The 18,056-nt window shown below is 70.8% G+C and carries 21 protein-coding genes; 8 read left to right on the forward strand and 13 right to left on the reverse strand.

Going from position 1 to position 18,056, the window contains the following annotated elements:
- Nucleotides 1–26 precede the first annotated feature (26 nt).
- From OG782_RS01630 to OG782_RS01640, 3 genes are read left to right on the forward strand one after another with little or no spacing between them, the layout of a single operon-like run.
- Nucleotides 27–716 carry a methyltransferase gene (locus OG782_RS01630; RefSeq protein WP_406447560.1) on the forward strand — a complete coding sequence of 230 codons (690 nt, stop codon included), beginning with the start codon at nt 27–29 and terminating at the stop codon, nt 714–716.
- 4 nt (nt 717–720) lie between these two features.
- On the forward strand, nt 721–1,599 hold the full coding sequence (locus OG782_RS01635; RefSeq protein WP_406447562.1) for an inositol monophosphatase family protein: 879 nt from the start codon (nt 721–723) through the stop codon (nt 1,597–1,599).
- Entirely contained in the window at nt 1,593–3,158 is a 1,566-nt protein-coding gene (locus OG782_RS01640; RefSeq protein ID WP_406447564.1) for a carbamoyltransferase C-terminal domain-containing protein, read from the forward strand. The genes OG782_RS01635 and OG782_RS01640 overlap by 7 nt, the downstream gene beginning before the upstream one ends.
- 21 nt (nt 3,159–3,179) lie before the next feature.
- Here OG782_RS01640 and OG782_RS01645 read toward each other — a convergent pair whose 3' ends face one another.
- From OG782_RS01645 to OG782_RS01660, 4 genes are all read right to left on the reverse strand, one after another.
- Nucleotides 3,180–3,320, reverse strand: a complete 141-nt coding sequence (locus OG782_RS01645) for a hypothetical protein (RefSeq protein WP_406447565.1) — start codon at nt 3,318–3,320, stop codon at nt 3,180–3,182.
- Between the two features lie 186 nt (nt 3,321–3,506).
- Entirely contained in the window at nt 3,507–4,685 is a 1,179-nt protein-coding gene (locus OG782_RS01650; protein WP_406447567.1) for an acyl-CoA dehydrogenase family protein, read from the reverse strand.
- A gap of 106 nt (nt 4,686–4,791) precedes the next feature.
- A complete protein-coding gene (locus OG782_RS01655) occupies nt 4,792–5,949 on the reverse strand; it encodes a methyltransferase (RefSeq protein ID WP_406447569.1) in 1,158 nt (385 codons plus the stop codon).
- Between the two features lie 128 nt (nt 5,950–6,077).
- Nucleotides 6,078–6,272 carry a hypothetical protein gene (locus tag OG782_RS01660; protein WP_406447571.1) on the reverse strand — a complete coding sequence of 65 codons (195 nt, stop codon included), beginning with the start codon at nt 6,270–6,272 and terminating at the stop codon, nt 6,078–6,080.
- 252 nt (nt 6,273–6,524) lie between these two features.
- Between OG782_RS01660 and OG782_RS01665 the strand changes: the two genes are divergently transcribed.
- A complete protein-coding gene (locus OG782_RS01665) occupies nt 6,525–7,349 on the forward strand; it encodes an endonuclease I family protein (RefSeq protein WP_406447572.1) in 825 nt (274 codons plus the stop codon).
- A gap of 111 nt (nt 7,350–7,460) precedes the next feature.
- On the opposite strand, the gene glsA is transcribed toward OG782_RS01665, so the two are convergent.
- Together glsA and OG782_RS01675 are read right to left on the reverse strand one after the other, a co-directional pair.
- On the reverse strand, nt 7,461–8,798 hold the full coding sequence (gene glsA / locus OG782_RS01670) for a glutaminase A (protein WP_406447573.1): 1,338 nt from the start codon (nt 8,796–8,798) through the stop codon (nt 7,461–7,463).
- 14 nt (nt 8,799–8,812) lie between these two features.
- Nucleotides 8,813–9,379 (reverse strand): hypothetical protein, encoded by a 567-nt coding sequence (locus OG782_RS01675; protein ID WP_406447575.1) that lies wholly within the window; start codon nt 9,377–9,379, stop codon nt 8,813–8,815.
- 141 nt (nt 9,380–9,520) lie between these two features.
- Between OG782_RS01675 and OG782_RS01680 the strand changes: the two genes are divergently transcribed.
- Nucleotides 9,521–10,636: a chemotaxis protein gene (locus tag OG782_RS01680; protein WP_406447577.1), complete on the forward strand. Its 1,116-nt coding sequence runs from the start codon at nt 9,521–9,523 to the stop codon at nt 10,634–10,636.
- A 94-nt stretch (nt 10,637–10,730) separates the two neighbouring features.
- Here OG782_RS01680 and OG782_RS01685 read toward each other — a convergent pair whose 3' ends face one another.
- The 3 genes from OG782_RS01685 to OG782_RS01695 all read right to left on the reverse strand — a co-directional run bounded on the left by OG782_RS01685 (nt 10,731) and on the right by OG782_RS01695 (nt 13,440).
- The gene (locus OG782_RS01685; protein WP_406447579.1) at nt 10,731–12,143 is read right to left on the reverse strand and encodes an NADP-dependent succinic semialdehyde dehydrogenase; all 1,413 of its coding nucleotides are present in this window, start codon (nt 12,141–12,143) and stop codon (nt 10,731–10,733) included.
- Between the two features lie 173 nt (nt 12,144–12,316).
- On the reverse strand, nt 12,317–12,820 hold the full coding sequence (locus OG782_RS01690; protein ID WP_406447581.1) for an ATP-binding protein: 504 nt from the start codon (nt 12,818–12,820) through the stop codon (nt 12,317–12,319).
- Between the two features lie 227 nt (nt 12,821–13,047).
- Entirely contained in the window at nt 13,048–13,440 is a 393-nt protein-coding gene (locus OG782_RS01695) for a hypothetical protein (RefSeq protein ID WP_406447583.1), read from the reverse strand.
- A 198-nt stretch (nt 13,441–13,638) separates the two neighbouring features.
- On the opposite strand from OG782_RS01695, the gene OG782_RS01700 reads away from it, so the two are divergent.
- From OG782_RS01700 to OG782_RS01710, 3 genes are all read left to right on the forward strand, one after another.
- Complete coding sequence (locus tag OG782_RS01700; RefSeq protein WP_406447584.1) at nt 13,639–13,971, forward strand: DUF6479 family protein; 333 nt, start codon at nt 13,639–13,641, stop codon at nt 13,969–13,971.
- 170 nt (nt 13,972–14,141) lie between these two features.
- Complete coding sequence (locus OG782_RS01705; RefSeq protein WP_406447585.1) at nt 14,142–14,969, forward strand: VOC family protein; 828 nt, start codon at nt 14,142–14,144, stop codon at nt 14,967–14,969.
- A 179-nt stretch (nt 14,970–15,148) separates the two neighbouring features.
- Nucleotides 15,149–15,538, forward strand: a complete 390-nt coding sequence (locus tag OG782_RS01710) for a VOC family protein (RefSeq protein ID WP_406447586.1) — start codon at nt 15,149–15,151, stop codon at nt 15,536–15,538.
- A 51-nt stretch (nt 15,539–15,589) separates the two neighbouring features.
- Here OG782_RS01710 and OG782_RS01715 read toward each other — a convergent pair whose 3' ends face one another.
- From OG782_RS01715 to OG782_RS01730, 4 genes are all read right to left on the reverse strand, one after another.
- Nucleotides 15,590–16,081 carry a GNAT family N-acetyltransferase gene (locus OG782_RS01715; protein ID WP_406447587.1) on the reverse strand — a complete coding sequence of 164 codons (492 nt, stop codon included), beginning with the start codon at nt 16,079–16,081 and terminating at the stop codon, nt 15,590–15,592.
- Between the two features lie 55 nt (nt 16,082–16,136).
- Nucleotides 16,137–16,541, reverse strand: a complete 405-nt coding sequence (locus OG782_RS01720) for a DUF1992 domain-containing protein (protein WP_406447588.1) — start codon at nt 16,539–16,541, stop codon at nt 16,137–16,139.
- Nucleotides 16,542–16,627: 86 nt separating this feature from the next.
- Nucleotides 16,628–17,431 carry a tyrosine-protein phosphatase gene (locus OG782_RS01725; protein ID WP_406447589.1) on the reverse strand — a complete coding sequence of 268 codons (804 nt, stop codon included), beginning with the start codon at nt 17,429–17,431 and terminating at the stop codon, nt 16,628–16,630.
- Nucleotides 17,432–17,649: 218 nt separating this feature from the next.
- Nucleotides 17,650–18,003 (reverse strand): SHOCT domain-containing protein, encoded by a 354-nt coding sequence (locus tag OG782_RS01730; protein ID WP_406447590.1) that lies wholly within the window; start codon nt 18,001–18,003, stop codon nt 17,650–17,652.
- Nucleotides 18,004–18,056 lie beyond the last annotated feature (53 nt).

The following is an 18,056-nucleotide window of genomic DNA, read 5'->3' on the forward strand; positions in this document are numbered from 1 at the left end:
CCCACACCGCCGGAGAGGCAGAGCCGATGACCTTCGAGGAGACCCCCGAGACCGTTGCCGAGGCCCTCCGGCACGCCCTCGTCGGCGACGACCTGCCGGACTCCTTCACCCTGCTGGGCCGGGAATGGAGCCTGCACCGAGGCGTGTTCCCGAGCACCCTGAGCGCCGCCACCGAGGTGCTCGCCTCGCTCGTGCCCTATCCGTCCGGCGGCTCGTTCCTGGAGGTCGGCTGCGGCACGGGCGTCATCGCCGTGACCGCCGCCCTCACCGGCTGCGCCTCCGTCACCGCGCTGGACATCAACGACAAGGCGGTGGCCAACACGGTCGCCAACGCCGAACGGCACGGTGTCAGCGACCGGGTGCGCGTCCTCCACAGCGACATGTACACGGCGCTCGAACCCGTGGACCGCTTCGACACCATCTTCTGGAACGTGCCCTGGACCTATGTGGAGGACGACTTCGTGCTCTCCACCGATCTGCACTCCGCCGTCTTCGATCCGGGCTACCAGGGCCAGGCCCGCTACATCGCGGGAGCCCACAAGCATCTGGCGGACGGCGGCAGGCTGCTGCTGGGCACCGCCGACCTCGGGGACCATGAACGGCTCGACGCCATCGCGGAGGAAGCCGGCGTACGGGTCGAACTGCTGCGCCGCGTGCGCCGGATCGAGGAGGTCCGGGTCATGGAGTACCACCTGCTCGAACTCCACGCGAGGTGATCCCGTGTCCCCACAGGACGATCTCGAACTGGCCCTGCGCCTCGGCGACATCGCCGACGGCATCACCGGCCGCCGCTTCCAGGCCCTCGACCTGAGGGTCCGGGAGAAGCCGGACCGTACGCCCGTGACCGACGCGGACACCGCCGTCGAGAGGGCCGTACGCCAGGCCCTCGCCTCCGCCCGACCCGATGACGCCTTCGCCGGGGAGGAGACCGGCGGCTCCGTCGCCACCGGGCGCACCTGGCTGGTCGACCCCATCGACGGCACCAGGAACTTCCTGCGCGGGATTCCTGTCTGGGCCACCCTGGTCGCCCTGCTGGAGGACGGGCGGCCCACCGTCGGCGTCATCAGTGCCCCCGCCCTGTACAGCCGCTGGTGGGCGGCGGCCGGACAGGGCGCCTGGCTGCGGCGCGGCCCGGACGGCAGCGCTCCCCTGCCCCTGCGGGTCTCCGGCCGGAACGGTCTCGCCGACGCCTACCTGTCCACCACCAGCACACGCACCTGGGACGTCTTCCACTCACGTGAGGCCTATCTGCGCCTGGCCGAAGAGTGCTGGGAGGACCGTGCCTTCGGAGACTTCCTCCAGCACTGCATGGTCGCCGAAGGAACCCTCGACATCGCCGCCGAACCGGTCGTGAACCCCTGGGACATCGCCGCCGTACAGATCCTCGTCACGGAATCAGGCGGGGTCTGCACCGATCTCCTGGGCGCCTCGCCCCAGGGTGGCACCGGTGCTCTGTCCGCCAATCCGCAGCTGCACCGGCTCGCCCTCGAAGTCCTCTCGACGGCAGCCGAACCCGGCGCCGTCCGATCCCCGCACCTCGCTGCCGGACCCCCTCTCTCCCAGGTCGCACACCCACAGCGCAAAGGACCATCATGCTGATTCTTTCCCTCAAGGAAGGCCATGACGGGGCGATCGCAGCCGTCAAGGACGGAAAGCTGCTCTTCTCCCTGGAGGCGGAGAAGGACTCCTTCGTCCGCTACAGCACTCTGACCGCCGAGGCGTTCGCCGTAGCGGCCGACCGGCTGGACGAACAGCCGGACGTCATCGCCGTGAGCGGCTGGATCAAGGGCACTCAGGCCACCGACCAGCCCTCGCGTGCCGGGTACTTCGGGGTGGGCGAATCCGCGATCACGGACGAGGCCGGCCGGTTCTTCGGGAAGAACGTGCGCGTCTTCTCCTCCACGCACGAGCGCTCCCACATCATGACGTCCTACGGAATGTCGGCGTTCCGCCGGGACCAGCCCTTCTACAGCCTGGTGTGGGAGGGGAACATCGGCTCGTTCTACCGCATCGACGAGCACGGAGGCGTGACCCACCTCCAGGAGGTGCTCACCTACCCCGGAAACAAGTACTCCTACGGCTTCGCGCTCGCCGACCCCAAGTACAGTCCGCACGAGGAATTCGTCCGGTTCCAGGACGCGGGCAAGCAGATGGCGCTCGCCGGATTCGCCGACGCCCGGTCGGCCGACCGGGCGGAGCAGGAAGCCATCGCCTTCATCCTCGGTCAGAGGGAGGTCATCACCGGCAGCCTGAAGAACCGGATGACCGACTCCCCCTTCCACAACATCGGCGTGGAGACGCAGGCGTACAAGAACCTCGCCGCCCGCCTGTCGGACGCCATCTTCGACCGCTTCCACTCATACGCCCGGGAGCATCTGACGGAGGGCCTTCCACTGCTCATCTCCGGCGGCTGCGGACTCAACTGCGAGTGGAACCGCCGCTGGCGCGAGTGCGGGCTCTTCCCCGCGGTATTCGTCCCGCCGTGCCCCAACGACAGTGGCTCCGCGATCGGCACCGCCATCGACGCCCAGCACTTCTACACCGGGTCGGCCGCCCTCGACTGGGACGTGTACGCGGGGGGCGAGTTCGTCGAGGACCTGCCCTTCGACCCGCAGCGCTACGAGATCCGCCCGGTGCGCTACGACGAGGTCGCCCGCTACCTCCGCGACGGGAACATCATCGGCTGGGCGCGGGGCCGCTGGGAGATCGGCCCCCGCGCACTGGGGAACCGGTCGATCCTGGCCGCTCCCTTCACCGAGGAGACGACGGTCAGGCTCAACAAGATCAAGCAGCGCGAGAGCTACCGCCCCATCGCCCCGATCTGCCTGGAGCAGGACGCGGGCCGCTGGTTCGGCGGCGGAGTCCCCGACCCCTACATGCTGTACTTCAGCCAGGTCGAATCCGACGGGCTGCGGGCGGTCACACACGTCGACGGAACGGCCCGCACACAGACCGTCGACCCGGTGGCGAACCCGGATATGGCCGAACTGCTGAGCTCCTTCGGCGAACTGACCGGATTCAGCGTCCTGTGCAACACCTCGCTCAACTACTCGGGGCGCGGATTCATCAACCGCACCAGCGATCTGATCGCGTACGGCGAACTCCATGGGCTGGATGGATATGTCGTGAACGGCGCTTTCATGACCCCGCGGCGGTAGTGCTCCGCCCCCACACGGCGGTCACAAGGGGTGTGCCGCGTGCCGGTACGCGGTTGCCGCAGTGACGTCCTTGTCCGCGCCCTTGGCCAGGACACAGTTCTTCTGCCGCTCCATGGCCAGGGCCGCGGGGTCACGGCGCAGCCGCAGCCGACGGTTGCACATGGTCTTGAGGACGGGCGTCAGCAGGGCGTCCGCCGCCCGGGGCGGGGCATGCGGAGTTCGTCGCTCGTCCTGTCCCCGTGGAAGCGGCGGGCAGTGAATCCAGTCGTGAGGGGTGATCACACGGGGGTGTCGCAGGTCGGTCTCGGCCGAGCCGGCGAGGACGGCTCCGCCTCGTCACACCACACCTCAGCGGCGCACGCGCGGCATCCCCAGGCCGATCCAGGAGATGATCTCCCGCTGGATCTCGTTGTTGCCGCCGCCGAAGGTGAAGATGACCGCGGACCGGTATCCGCGCTCGAGTTCGCCGTGCAGTACCGCGCCCGCGGAGCCCTCCTTGAGCGGGCCGGCCGAGCCGACGACCTCCATCAGCCAGGCATAGGCGTCGCGGCGCGCCTCGGAGCCGTAGACCTTGACGGCGGAGGCGTCCTGGGGGGTGAGGGTCTGGTTCTGGACGGCGGACACCATCTGCCAGTTGAGGAGTTTCATCGCGTCGAGCCGGGTGTGCGTGCGGGCGAGACGGGCGCGGACCCAGCCGAGGTCGATGACGCGGCGCCCGTCGGCGAGCCGGGTTTCCGCGGCCCAGCGGCGGACGTTGTGCAGGGCGCGGATGGCCATGGTGCCGTGGGCGGCGAGGGTGACGCGCTCGTGGTTGAGCTGGTTGGTGATGAGCCGCCAGCCCTTGTTCTCCTCGCCGACCCGGCGGGAGACGGGGACGCGGATGTTCTCGTAGTAGCTGGCGGCGGTGTCGTGCGAGGCGAGGGTGTTGATGAGGGTGCAGGAGTAGCCGGGGTCGGACGTCGGGACGAGGAGCATCGTGATGCCCTTGTGGGGCGGGGCGTCCGGGTCGGTGCGGGCGGCGAGCCACACCCAGTCCGCGGTGTCGCCGTTGGTCGTCCAGATCTTCTGCCCGTTGACGACGTAGGTGTCGCCGTCGCGCACCGCCCGGGTCTTGAGTGCGGCCAGGTCGGTGCCCGCGTCGGGTTCGCTGTAGCCGATCGCGAAGTCGATCTCCCCGGCGAGCACCTTCGGCAGGAAGTACGCCTTCTGCTCGTCGGTGCCGTACTGCATGATCGTCGGGCCGACCGTGTTGAGGGCCATCAGCGGCAGCGGGACGCCCGCCTGGGCCGCCTCGTCGAAGAAGATGAACTGCTCCATGGGCGACAGCCCGCGCCCGCCGTACTCCGTGGGCCAGCCGACGCCGAGCCAGCCGTCGGTGCCCAGACGCCTGATCGTCTCCCGGTAGAAGCGCTTCTGGGCGGCGGGGTCGGCGTAGCGCGCATAGGCGTTGTCCGGCACCAGGGTGGCGAAGTAGGTACGCAGTTCGGCGCGCAACTGCTGCTGTTCAGGCGTGTATTCGAGGTGCACGGCCCCTCCAGGATTCTCGCGGTCGCGTCGCCCGTGTGCGGCGGCGCACACAGTAGAACGTGTTGCAAGAATCCGGAAGGGGCGCGGGCCCGCGAACGGTTGGCCGTCAGCGCTTGACGGCGCGCAGCACGACGAACTTCGGATCGCCCGCCACCGTGGTGCAGTTGCCGAAGATCCGGCGCAGCTGGGTGTGGTAGCCGAGGTGCCTGTTGCCCACCACCCAGAGTTCGCCGCCCTGGCGCAGCGCGCCGCGTGCGCCGTGGAACATGTTCCGGGCGGTCGCGTCGGTGGTGGCCTGGTGCGAGTGGAACGGCGGGTTGTTGAGTACCAGGTCGGCGCTGCCCGGCTCGGCATCGGCGAGCCCGTCGCCGACCACGAAGCGGGCCTCGGCGTCCGGGCCGGTGTTGGCCCGGAAGGTCGCCTCGGCCGAGGCGAGGGCCTGGTACGACTCGTCGACGAAGGTGAGCGCGGCGTCGGGGTTGGCGAGGGCGGCGGCCAGACCCACGACGCCGTTCCCGCAGCCGAGGTCGACGACCCGGTCGGGGCCGCTGCGCACGGGCAGGTGCTTCAGGAAGAAGCGGGTGCCGATGTCGAGCCGCTCGGCACAGAAGATGCCGGCGTGGTTGACGACGGTCCGGCCAGAGACGGCCCCGACGTCGTCGGGCAGCTCGTAGCGGTAGGGCCAGGGGCTGGGGGTGCGGACCAGTGACGGGTCCGGCGTGCAGTGGATGAGCCGGGCCTTCTTGACCGCGAGCGAGGTGCGGGTGGGACCGATGATCCGCTCGAACAGCTTCAGGGTGGAGGTGTGGATCTCCTTCACCATGCCGGTGCCGATGACGACGGTGCCGGCATGTACGGCGGGTGCGAGCCGGTGCAGCTGGTCCTCGAGGAGCGCGAGGCTCTTGGGTACGCGGACGAGCAGGACGTCGATCCGGTCCGGCGGGGTGTCGTGCGGGGAGAGCAGGCGTACGGCGTCCGCCCCGGCCCCGTTGCGCGCCAGGTTCGCCGCGGTCGCCCGCTGCGCGAGGTAGGAGTCGGTGATCTGTACGGGGTGGTACCCGGCCAGCACGGTACTCAGGGCGCCCCAGCGGTCGCCGGCCACGACGACGCTGCCGGACAGGTCGACCGGCGGCGCCCCGTCGATCCCCTCCAGGTGCCGGAGCAGATACTCGTCGGCCGCGTCCCAGGCACGGAACGGGTCGCGGGGGTCCTCGGGGAATCGGGCCAGGTCGTAACCGGCCCCTGACGTCGTCAAACGGTTCATATTGCGTTCAGGCTATCCGAGCAGCGCCGGGCACCCGCACACCTCCCGTCGGCGCCACGGCCGCACGCCGCCCGGGCAGCGCCCTCCACCGGCTGCCGAAGCCGCCCGTCCAGCGCGTCCGCCGGCCGTCAGGGCAGCTGCTTGTCCAGGGCCGCCCGGCCCTCCCTGGCCAGCCTGCGCCGCGCCCACTCGAGATTCTGCGGGGTCAGGTCCCGCCCGGAGGCGAGTACCACGTCCTCCGCCGACGGATGGTCGCTGCCGCCGGTGTGCAGGTGGCTGTCCGGGGTCACACTCCGCGATACGGATTCGGGCTCGTCGCTCATGCCGCCTCCTCGTCCTTGCGGCAATTCTCGCCCTGTGCCGGTGGCCGCGCATCCGATACCGGCCGCAGCGACCGGAAGGGGAGACTCCGCGACCCTCACTTGACCTGCACATGATAAGTACGCAGTGTTCACACCCGGGTCACGGTGCGTGTGGAAGGCTCCCGCTGACCACATAGCACACGACCACCGCGGAGCCGTCCTCCACCCCGTGACGGCGCCGCGGTGCCCGTATTTCCGGAGAGGACACCCCACATGTCCCGTCGTCACCCTTCCGGCCGGCGCACGCTGCTGGCCACTCTGGCCGCCTTCGCGGTGCTCGCCGGCACCGCGGCCGCGGCCCCGGCCGCGACACCACCGGCCCCGGCGGGCGCCGCCACCCCGCTCGGCGCGCTGGACGACACGTACTACCAGAACGCCCTCGGCAAGACCGGCACCGCGCTCAAGAGCTCCCTGCACACGATCATCAGCAACCAGTCCAAGCTCAGCTACAGCCAGGTCTGGGACGCGCTCAAGAACACCGACCAGGACCCGGCCAACTCCTCGAACGTGATCCTCCTGTACTCCGGGCGCTCCGAACCCAAGAGCAACAACGGCGGCGGCGTGGACCAGTGGAACCGTGAGCACGTCTGGGCCAAGTCCCACGGGGACTTCGGTACGGCGACCGGCCCCGGCACCGACATCCACCATCTGCGCCCGGAGGACGTCACGGTCAACTCCACCCGTGGCAACAAGGACTTCGACAACGGTGGCACCGAGCTGAGCGAGGCGCCCGGCAACTACACCGACAGCGACTCCTTCGAACCGCGCGACGCGGTGAAGGGCGACGTCGCCCGCATGATCCTCTATATGGCGGTGCGCTACGAGGGGGACGACGCGTTCGCCGACCTCGAACCAAACGACAAGGTGTCGAACGGATCGGCACCGAACATCGGCCGGCTCTCCGTACTGAAGACATGGAGTGAGCAGGACCCGCCGGACACCTTCGAGAAGCGGCGCAACGACGTCATATTCAACCAGTACCAGCACAACCGGAACCCGTTCATCGACCACCCCGAGTGGGTGGAATCCATCTGGTAGACGGACGCTTCTGACGTCGCTCCCCCGGTGCTGGTCCGGCACATGGCCGTGACCATGTGCGGAGCGGGCGGCCCGGCCGTTCGCCGGGCCGCCGCCTCCTCGTGAAGCGGCTCAGCCGGCCTGCTCCGCCGTGCACCAGGCCACGGCCTCCTCACGGGTGGCGAAACACCGCGGATCCGCGGCCCCGCCGCCCGGTTCCCGGAGGCGGCCGTCCGGGTCGGCGACGGCGGCGCGCCGGCCGTCGGCCGTGAGCCGGGCGAGCCCGCTGCGCAGCATCGCCCGGGCCACGGTGCCGATGTCCGTCACCCGGAGCAGGTCCAGGACCACGCCGACGGTGTCCTGCGGCCGCTGCTCGTCCAGGGCGAACAGCACCCGCTCGGCCGCGGTGAAGTCCAGTGCGCCCTGGGCGGCGACGACCGCCACCCGTTCGTACCGGGCACGCTCCCGCTCCCCCGTCGGCGCGGAGGGCAGGTCGTCGGCAGTGGTGACCAGGGTGACGGTGGACGCCGCCAGCGCGGGATTGTGCATCAGGTGGAGGCCGAGCCGTTGCGACAGCGTCCCGATCGCCCGGTGTCCCCGCACGGAGGTTCCGGTCCGGTCGAGGAGGGGGCTGTACGTCGCCAGTCCGAACCGGGCGGGACCCGCGGCGATGAGGCCTCCGGACACCCCGCTCTTGGCCGGCAGTCCCACCCGCAGCAGCCAGTCGCCCGAGGAGTCGTACATCCCGCACGTCGCCATCACAGCGAGCACCTGCGCGGCGACGGGTTCCGCGACGACCGTGTCCCCGGTGAGCGGGTTGACGCCGCCGTTCGCCAGCGTCGCCGCCATCGCGGCGAGGTCCAGTGCCGTGACCCGTACCGAGCACTGGCGGAAGTACGTCTCCACCGCCGCCACCGGGTCGACGGGCAGCGGCCCCGTGCTGCGGATCAGATAGGCGAGGGCGCGATTGCGGTCCCCGGTGACCACCTCGGAGGCGTACACCTGCTCGTCGACGTCGAGTGTCCGGCCGGCGAACCGGCTCAGACAGTCCAGGATGCGCCCGAACCGCGGGGACGCGGGGGTGTCGGGGATCAGCGCGGTGGTGACGATGGCGCCCGCGTTGACCATGGCGTTGGCCGGGCGTCCGGTGACCCGTTCCAGGCTGATCGCGTTGAACGCCTCGCCGCTGGGTTCGGCGTTCACCCAGCGGGACACCTCCTCGAGGCCGAGCACGGACAGGGCCAGGGCGTAGACGAACGGTTTCGACACGGACTGGACGGTGAACGGCACGTCGGCGTCGCCCGTGCTGTACCGGTGGCCGTCCATGCTGATCAGGGCCAGCCCGAAGGCGCCCGGGTCGGCCAGGGCCAGTTGCGGGATGTAGTCGGCGAGTTCGCCCTCGTCGACCCCGGCGAACCGGGCGTGCAGGTCGCGCAGTGCGTCCGTGACCGCACCGGTGGCGGCGCTCACCGTGGTCCCGTCCGTCAGCCGCGCTCGGCCTGGGCGATCCGGGGGAACGACTTGACGCCGGCCGCCTTGCGGCTGTTGGCGTGCTGACTGACCGTCCGGTTCGGCGGGACGTCGGCGAAGCCCAGCACGACGGAGTCGAGCACCTTCCCGGATGCGTCGACGAACTCCACCCGCACGGCGTAGAAGGCGGCCTCGCCGGAGCGGTTGGTCACCCGCACGAGGGCGCTGCGGAACTGTTCCGATGCCACCACCGGGAGGCCGCTGACCGAGACGTCCCCGACGGCGTCGCCCTTTCCGTCGACGGCCTTGAGCGTCGTCACGGCCTTCTGCCGGTTGCGCTCCGCATCGGCGGAGACGGAGGCCGCGAAGTCCTGCTGGGTGCGCGGGCTCTCGGTGGCCGAGGGTGACCCGGCCGGCTCGGCGGACACCGTACGGGTGCTTGTGGCCGTTCCCTGCGATGAGGTGTCGGAGCTGTCGCAGGCGGCGGCGCCGGCGACGATCACCGCGGCGAGCACGGCGGGGGTCAGGCGGCGGGCCGCACGGCCGCCGGGGGCGCGCCGTACGGGGCTGGTCTGGTTCACGGACGCTCCGTCTGCTCGGACGTACGAAGGGACGCGGGGAGGGCGGTCAATTCGCCCATATTAGTCTCAAAAGGTATGAATTGACTCATTGAATCACCCGTCTCGCACGGCAGTGCGGGAACGTCCCCCGGGAGGGAACTCATGGATACGGATGCCCTGACCGCCGGCCTGCTGCAGGAGCTTCGTGCGGCCAAGCCCTATCCGGCCCTGTCCCTGACCATGCCGACCCACCGTCGCGCACCGGACAACGCCCAGGACGCCGTGCGCCTTCGCAACCTGGTCTCCGAGGCCGGCGCCAGGCTCGAGGCGGATCCCGCGGTCACCCGCGAGGCACGCACCGCGATCAAGCAGCAGCTGGACCGCGCGGCCGCCGAGATCGATCCGCGCAGGGCCCTGGACTCCCTGGTACTCCTCGCCACGGCGGACGAGTACCAGATCTGGCAGCTCCCGCGCACCGCCCCCGAGCGGGTGGTGTTCAGCGACACCTATCTGACCCGCAACCTGGTCGCCGCGAAGGCTCAGGCACAGCCGTTCTGGGCGCTCACCGTGTCGGCCGACCACGCCTCCCTGTTCAGCGGCACATCCGACGCCGCGCACGAGGAGCACATCGGGGGCTTCCCGCTCACCGCCCCGCGCGAGGCGCCCAACCCGCAGCGCGAGGAGCGGATCGGCGACACCCCGAGCACCTTCAGCGACGAGGAGACCCGCCAGTTCCTGCGCGCGGTGGACGAGAAGCTGCGCGGGGTGCTGGCCACCGATCCGCGGCCGCTGTACCTGGTGGGCCTCGCTCCGGCGCTCGCACTGCTCGACGAGGTCGGCGAGAGCACCAAGGGCGCTGCGGGCCGGGTCACCAAGGGTGCCCCCGCCGACACCTCCGCCGCCAACCTGCTGAGCGAGCTGCGGCCCGCGCTGGAGGCCCGGCACAAGCGGTTCGCCGCGGAGATCGACGGCAAGCTGGACGAGGCACGCGGCCGTCGCGCCTTCGCCGGCGGGCTCGACGAGGTGTGGGCCGCCGTACGGGAGGGGCGCGCCGGCCTGGTGGCGGTGGAGGAGCACTACCAGCAGACGGTCCGGGTCGATCAGGAGCACCTGGTGCCGGTGAGCGGGGACGCCGCCGGCCCGGCGGACGAGAAGGTGCGCGCGGACATCGTCGACGAACTGGTCGAGACGGCGCTGGACAGCGGCGCCGACGTGGTGTTCGTCGCGGACGACTCGCTCAAGGAGCACGGCCGGATCGCGGCGGCGCTGCGCTACTGACCGCGGGCGGCTCGGGGCACGGCCCCTTCTGCCGCACGGCCGGGGCCCGGACGGAAGGACCGTCCGGGCCCCGGCCGTGCGCCGGTCCCGCTCGCTACCTCGGCTCGGGGCCGAACCAGACGGTGGTGGCGTTGCAGAACTCGCGGATGCCGTGTCCGGCCAGCTCACGTCCGTACCCGGAGCGCTTCACCCCGCCGAACGGCAGCGCGGGGTGCGAGGCCGTCATGCCGTTGAAGAAGACACCGCCCGCCTCCAGATCGCGGATACAGCGCCGGCTCTCCTCGGCGTCGCGGGTCCAGACGTTGGAACTGAGCCCGAAAGGCGTGTCGTTGGCCAGCTCCACGGCCTCGTCGAGACTGCCGGCCCGGTAGAGCGTGGCGACGGGGCCGAAGGTCTCCTCGTGGTGGATACGCATGGCGGGCGTGATGCCGCCGAGGACGGTGGGGGCGTAGAACCAGCCACGCTCCAGGCCGCCGGCCAGGCCTTCGGGGCGGCCGCCCCCGCACAGTGCGTGCGCCCCCTGCCGAACGGCGTCGTCGACGAGTTCCTCCAGATCGGTGCGGCCCTGCTCGGTGGCGAGCGGGCCGATGTCGGTGGACTCCTCCAGCGGGTCGCCGACAGCGAGGTCGCGCATGCCCACGGTGAAGCGTTCGGCGAACTCCTCGTACACCTCGGTGTGCACGATGAACCGCTTGGCCGCGATGCACGACTGCCCGTTGTTCTGGACCCGTGCGATGACAGCGGTGCGGGCCGCCTTGGCCACGTCGGCGGAGGGCAGGACGAGGTAGGGGTCGCTGCCGCCGAGTTCCAGGACCGTGTGCTTGACCTCGTCGCCGGCGACGGCCGCGACGGCGCGGCCGGCCGGTTCGCTGCCGGTCAGGGTGGCCGCGGCCACCCTGCGGTCGCGCAGGATCGCCTCGACGGCTCCGGAGCCCACCAGGAGGGTCTGGAAGCAGCCGGCGGGGAATCCGGCCCGGTGGAACAGATCGCCCAGGTACAGCGCGGTCTGCGGCACGTTCGACGCGTGCTTGAGCAGCCCGGTGTTGCCGGCCATGAGCGCGGGGGCCGCGAACCGCACGACCTGCCAGAGGGGGAAGTTCCACGGCATCACGGCGAGCACCGTGCCCAGTGGCCGGTAGTGGACGTACGCACGGGACGCGCCGGCGTCCTCGACGTCGGCGGGCGAGGGGTGCTCGTCGCCGAGGAGTTCCTCGGCGTGCTTCGCGTACCAGCGCATCGCCCTGGCGCACTTCGCGGCCTCGGCACGGGCCGCCTTGACGGGTTTGCCCATCTCCAGCGTCATGGTGCGGGCGATGTCCTGCTGATCCTCGTCGAGGAGGTCGGCGGCCCGGTTCAGCAGCCGTGAGCGTTCACCGAATCCGGTGGTGCGGTACTCGCGGAAGGCGGCGTGCGCCGCGGCGAGCCGCTGCTCGATCCCGTCCGCTCCGAGGGCGTCGAACGTCCTGAGCGTCTCGCCGTTCGCGGGGTTGACCGTCGCGATGGGCATGAGTGTGGCCTCCTTGCCTCGGTACTTCGACCGTGCCGCGCCGCACGCGGCGGCGCAACGCGGGCCCCCGCCACCCGCGACCCCGGCCGGCGCGGACCGTGCACGCGCGAGGCATGCGGTCCGCGCCGGAGGGGCAGGGGGACGGGGGCGTGGGCCCGCTCCGTGGCGCCGTCTCAGACGAGGGCGAGGTCGTCGGCCTCGACCGGGGCGGCCGTGGGGAAGTCCGTGACGACGGCCGGCGGCCGGCGGAACTCGCGGACTCCGGGCAGCGGCGGCAGCGGCACCAGCTCGATGTGCTGCGGCTCCTGCGCGTACCGGGTGAACCAGACGACCTTGCCCTCGGCCGTCCGGCAGGTGCCCCAGCTGTCGCTGAGGGCCATGACGCGGCTGAGGCCGCCGCCGTCCTGGAGCAGTCGCGGCATGTCGGAACCGTTGTCGGCGACGGAGACCGTGAGGTGCCGTCCGGACCAGCGGAGTTCGAGGACACAGGTGTTGTCGTCACCGACGTGCCGCTGGACGTTGGTCAGCAGCTCCTCCACAGCGCGGCACACGGGCCGGATGTGGAGTTCGAGACTCCAGTGGCGGAGGTGTGCGGCGACGATCCGCCGCAGCTGGGACACACGCTCTGCCGATACCTGGAGTTCGACCAGATAGTGCCGGTCGAGTGGAACGGTCATCGTCGAGGCTCCTCACATCGAGGCCCACATGCTTCGCCCCATTGAACGAACGACCCCCGAATACGAAGAGTGAGCAGATGTCACTTCTGGGTCACTCCTTAGGGTGAGGCCGGAAAGCCGGTCGCGCAACACATCCGGCCGCACACCCCCCGTGACCGGCGCGGATGTCTCCGGCGCGGTCCGTTCGCACACCCCGGTCCGGGCGGATGGAGCAGCGGTCACCCGGGCTACTTGTTCTCCAGCCGCAGCCGGACCTCCTCCTCCTGGTCACCGGACACGGTGCCCACGACCCGGACGGCGAAGGCGCCCGCCAGGCTCTCCCGGAGGCGGTCGACGGCCCAGTACCCGCCCTGCGCGTCGACCGTCACCGGCGCACCGATCCGCACGGGCCCCGACACCACACGGGCCTCGGTCACATCGACGGTCACGACCCATGCGGTGGGCCGCTTGCCGATCACGTCGTGCGGCACGTCGACCGAGGCGCGGTCGGTGGTGAACGCGGCCCTCAGCACGTCGAAAACCATGCGTGCGTCGTCCTTCTCGCACCCGCTGACGACGACCGACACCTCGCTGGCGTACCGGCTCTCGCCGGCCTGCTGCTTCTCCTGTGTGCTGTTCACCGCGGATCCTTCCCAAGGGGTCACTTCCAGGCTCGCCCCGCGGGCGGACGCCTGCGACATGAGCGGCCCGGCCGCCCCGCGGGTACCGGCGGCGACGGACCCTCGCCATTCGAAACGTTTTTTCCATCTATATCCACTTAAAACATGAATTCGACGTCAGACCCGAGTGACGGCCCCGCCCCGGGGTATCCGGCAAGCATGGACGTATCGGATGGAGCCCTGAATTCCCTCGCCCTCACCCTCGCGGACGGACGGAGCGCGACCGGGTGGGTCATGGCCGTTGTCGGAGTGGTCCTGGTGGCCCTGCTGATCGGCGCGGTCTGGCTGGGCAAGCGGCGGCGCGCCCAGGAGCTGCCCCCTCCCCGGCCCGACGAGCAGCCGGTGGCGCCGGACCACCGCACCCACGTCGAGGAGCGCGATGTCCACGGCGACGACAGCTTCCCCGCCGACGGCCGGGGACTCTCGCCGTACGAGCTCGGTGATCACGGGAACGAGACGATCCACCGGGACAACGACGAGCGGCGCGACTGAAGCGCCTCCCCCGCAGCCGCGGCGACCGCCTCTTCGGCGGGCGGCCCGCGCGGTGAGCGCGGCGGGCGGCGCCGCCGTGTGTTGCGGGAGCGGCTGCCCGCGGCGACGCTGGTGACGGCCCCGAAGGCCGTCGGCGCATCCGCCGCACCCCCCATGAAGGCAGTAGGACCATGACCGGAAGCACCTCTGGCACGGCCCCCGGGACCGCAGCACTGACCGGTTCCGCGGCACCCTGCTGGGTCAATCTCATGACCCGGGACCTGGAGTCGGCCCAGGAGTTCTACGGGCCGGTGATGGGGTGGACCTTCCGCCCCGGCAAGCTCGGCCAGGAGTTCTCGGTGGCCCGCCGCGGCGACGTGCCGGTCGCCGGTATCGGCGCGGTGGCGACCGCGTTTCGCGTCGCGGTGGCCTGGACGCCCTACTTCGCCGTGCAGAACGCCGATGTGGCCGCCTCCCGGATCCGCGAGCGCAGCGGGACGGTGGCCGTGGGGCCGCTCGGCCTGGGCAAGGGGCGCGGTGCTCTGGCCGCCGACCGCGACGGTGCGGGGTTCGGCATCTGGGAGCGGACCGAGCCCGCGACGTCGCCGCCCGCCCCGGACGGCCATGCGCACGCCTGGCTGAGGCTGCACACCAGGAGCGCCTTCGATGCGGCGATCTTCTACGGCGAGGTCCTGGAGTGGGCGAGCGGGCGGCCCGGCTCCTGCGAGGTGGAGTACGCCAAGGACGAGGTCATCGTGCGGTGCGACGGGCGTCAGCTGGCCCGGATCAGCTCGGGCGCGGTCGAGGCGGCGCCCGATCCGCTGGTCCGCCCGCACTGGCAGGTCAACTTCCCCGTGACGGACGTGGACGACGCCGTCGAAACGGCGCGGAAGCACGGTGGTTCGCTCGTCGAGGAGCTGTCCCGCGGCGAGGGGCGCGAGGCGACGCTGATCGATCCGGACGGCGGCCTCTTCACCCTCACCGACGGCCACGACGCCACGGCCGCGGGCCCGGTCTGAGGCCCGGCGCGCCCGGTCCCGCGGGTCCCGGGCTCACCGTACGGCCACCGAGCTTGGCGCAAAACACCTCGACGGAGCGCGACGGGTCCACTTAGGATCTTTGTACGGCATCGCGCGTCGGTCACCGGCCGGGTGAGGCGTGGAGGTGCCCGTGAGATGCCCGTTGGAGGCATTCCACAGTGTCGGTCGAGTTGAACCACACCATTGTCCACGCCCGGAACAACCGGGAATCCGCAGAGTTCCTGTGCGGCATTCTGGGGCTTGAGATCGGGGCGGAGTGGGGCCCGTTCATCGCGGTCACCACGGCGAACGGGGTCACCCTGGATTTCGCCACCATCCCCGCCGAGTCGATCGTGATGCAGCACTACGCCTTCCTCGTATCGGAACCGGAATTCGATACGGCGTACGCCCGCATCCGAGAACTCGGCATCACGTACTACGCCGATCCGCACCGCAGGCACCCGGGCGAGATCAACCACAATGACGGCGGCCGGGGCGTCTACTTCCTCGACCCCGCCGGTCATGCGATGGAGATCATCACGCGCCCGTACGGCGGCTACGAGTCGTAACCGCAGGCGCGGGAAGGGCCCGGCCGGGATCCGGCCGGGCCCTTCCCGCGCTCAGGCGACCGGGAGCAGCAGTTCGGGACGGTCCCACATCACCGCGGGCGGAGTCGCCCGCACGGTGCCGGTCCGCACGGCGCCCACGCTGAGGTAGAAGCCCTCCGACGGCGGATGCGAGACGATGCGCACGCCCGTCACCGCACTGAACCGCGCCTCCTCCCGCAGGTGGCCGATGAGCAGGCGTCCGATGCCGGCACCCTGCGCGTCGTCGGTGACGAACATGAGGTCGAGTTCGGGCGGATCCAGGATCAACGAGTAGAAGCCGAGCAGCCGTTCGGCGTCCTGCGCCACGGCCGCGAAGACCCTGTGGGTCTCGATGTAGTCGTGCCCCAGCCGGTAGCCGGCGACCATGGGTGCGTACGGGCCCTCGTAGGCGCGGGAGGTCCGGACCATCCTGGTGAGACGCTTCGCGTCGCGGACGGTCGCCCGCCTGATCCGGACACCCGCATCCTGGGCCCGTCGGCCCGATGACGTAACGCTTGATCTCATGCAGCGAGTATTACGCATTCGCAGGGGTGCGAAGTCGGCACCGACGGCCTCCGCCTCAGACGGATCCGCGCGCCGCGCGCCACTCCTCGACAAGGGATTCGATGTCGAACGGTGCGCGGTTCAGGAGCGGACCCGGCGGCGGCCGCCTCACGGCCTCGGCGATCTTCTCGTTCACCTCGGTCAGCATCCGCCGCACCTCGGCCTCGGTCCGGACTCCCGGCAGGGCCGCGAGGGTGTCCTCCGCCTCCTTGCGCAGGGCCAGCGTCGGCGGGAGCACCGAGACCCCCTCCTGCTGCATCTTCGCCTTGATCCACCAGGTCTCGTCGTACGGGCGGTCGAGTCCTTCGAGCGGCTTGCCGAATCCCGGAAGGTGGGAGAAATCACCACGCTGTTCGGACTCACGAATCTGCTTGTCGACCCATGATTCGAAGCTGACACCTGCGGGTTTGCGCTCGGTCACCCTGACGCCCCTCTCGGAGTACTCGTGATGCGGCCCTTTCACTCTACCGAGACCGCATCCCGGGCCCGTTGGGGAGGGCGGGGAAGCTACGGCCCGGCGGGGATCACGAGCTCGCCGCGCAGGCGCTCCAGCACCGGTTCGGGAATGCGCAGTCCGTCGCGTACGTATCCGTCGAGCCCTCCCCATCGCTCGTCCATGGCATCCAGCGCCGTGGCCAGGTAGCGGGGACGGACCTCGATGATCGCGGACGCGATGTCCGGGTCACCGCCGGCGTCGAGGAAGCTCTGCACGTACGGCCGGAAGGCTACCCGCACCACCGGGTTCACCGCGAGGAACTCCGTCCTCACCACGTCCCGCGAGGCGCCGAGAACGAGGAGCAGCACGGCAGCCGCCCAGCCCGTGCGGTCCTTGCCCGCCGTGCAGTGGAAGAGCACGGGGCGTGCGGCGGCGTCGGCAGCCGTCTCGACGAAGGCCCGGTAGGCGGCGGCGGCACGCGGTGAGAGCACCATCTGGCGGTACGTCTCCGCGAACATCTCCTCGGCCCTGCCGCCGCCGAGCAGCCGTTCCGCCTCCACCGGGTCCGCGAGCAGCGCCCGGAGCCGGGCGGGCGCCACGCCCGGGTCGTCCCCGAGCACGTCGGCGACGAACAGCCGGGCACCGGGCGGCAGGCGGTCGGGGGCACCGGCGCGCTCGTCCGCGGTCCGCAGGTCGACGACCGTGCGGATACCGAGTGCGGCCACCGCCTCGTCGTGCTCGGCGTCGAGTCCGCTGAGCTGTCCGGAGCGCAGCACCACGCCCGGCCGGACCTGCCGGCCGGGCCCCAGGGGGATGCCGCCCAGATCGCGCAGATTGAGAACGGAGACTGCCGGGACGGCCCTGGCGGTTTGCACGATGAACTTCCCCTTTTCCCGACACGTATCCGAATTGATTTCGGCCTGGCCGGATCAAAAGTCGCATGATGTCGGGAAATCGACAAAGTAAAACGCCGTGGATCACCGATCGGGCGCGAAGCGGGACGAACGACATGGGGAAATGCCACCACTAACCCTCTGGCCTGCGGTGCCGCACCCGGCGGGCGGGTCCTCCGCGCCGCCGGGCCCGGCCGCACTCATTCGGCCAGAATTCTCGTCTTCTGGGCAGCGAATTCGGCATCGGTCAGGATGCCCTGCTTCTTCAGGTCGGCCAGCCGCTCCAGCTGGCCGATGAGATCGTCCGCCTGTGCGGGTGCCGGTTGCTGAGCGGCCTGCTGCTGAGCGGCCTGTTGCTGCATCTGCTGCTGCTGCATCTGCTGCTGCTGCATCTGCTGCTGCTGCATCTGCTGCTCGGCCGCCTGCTCGTCGTCCGCGTCGGCGAACTTCGCCTGCTGGTGCCGCTGGACGCGGCCGCTGACCGCGGAAGCGGTGCCCGCGACAACGGCCGTGCGGGCCACAGCGCCGAGCAGCCCGGGTCCACGGCGATTCATTCCAGGTCCTCGAAAGATCGGCATGTCGTACGCCCTTCCGGTGCGGTGCGGTA

The organism is Streptomyces sp. NBC_00876, assembly GCF_045207435.1.
In the GTDB taxonomy this organism is placed as follows: domain Bacteria; phylum Actinomycetota; class Actinomycetes; order Streptomycetales; family Streptomycetaceae; genus Streptomyces.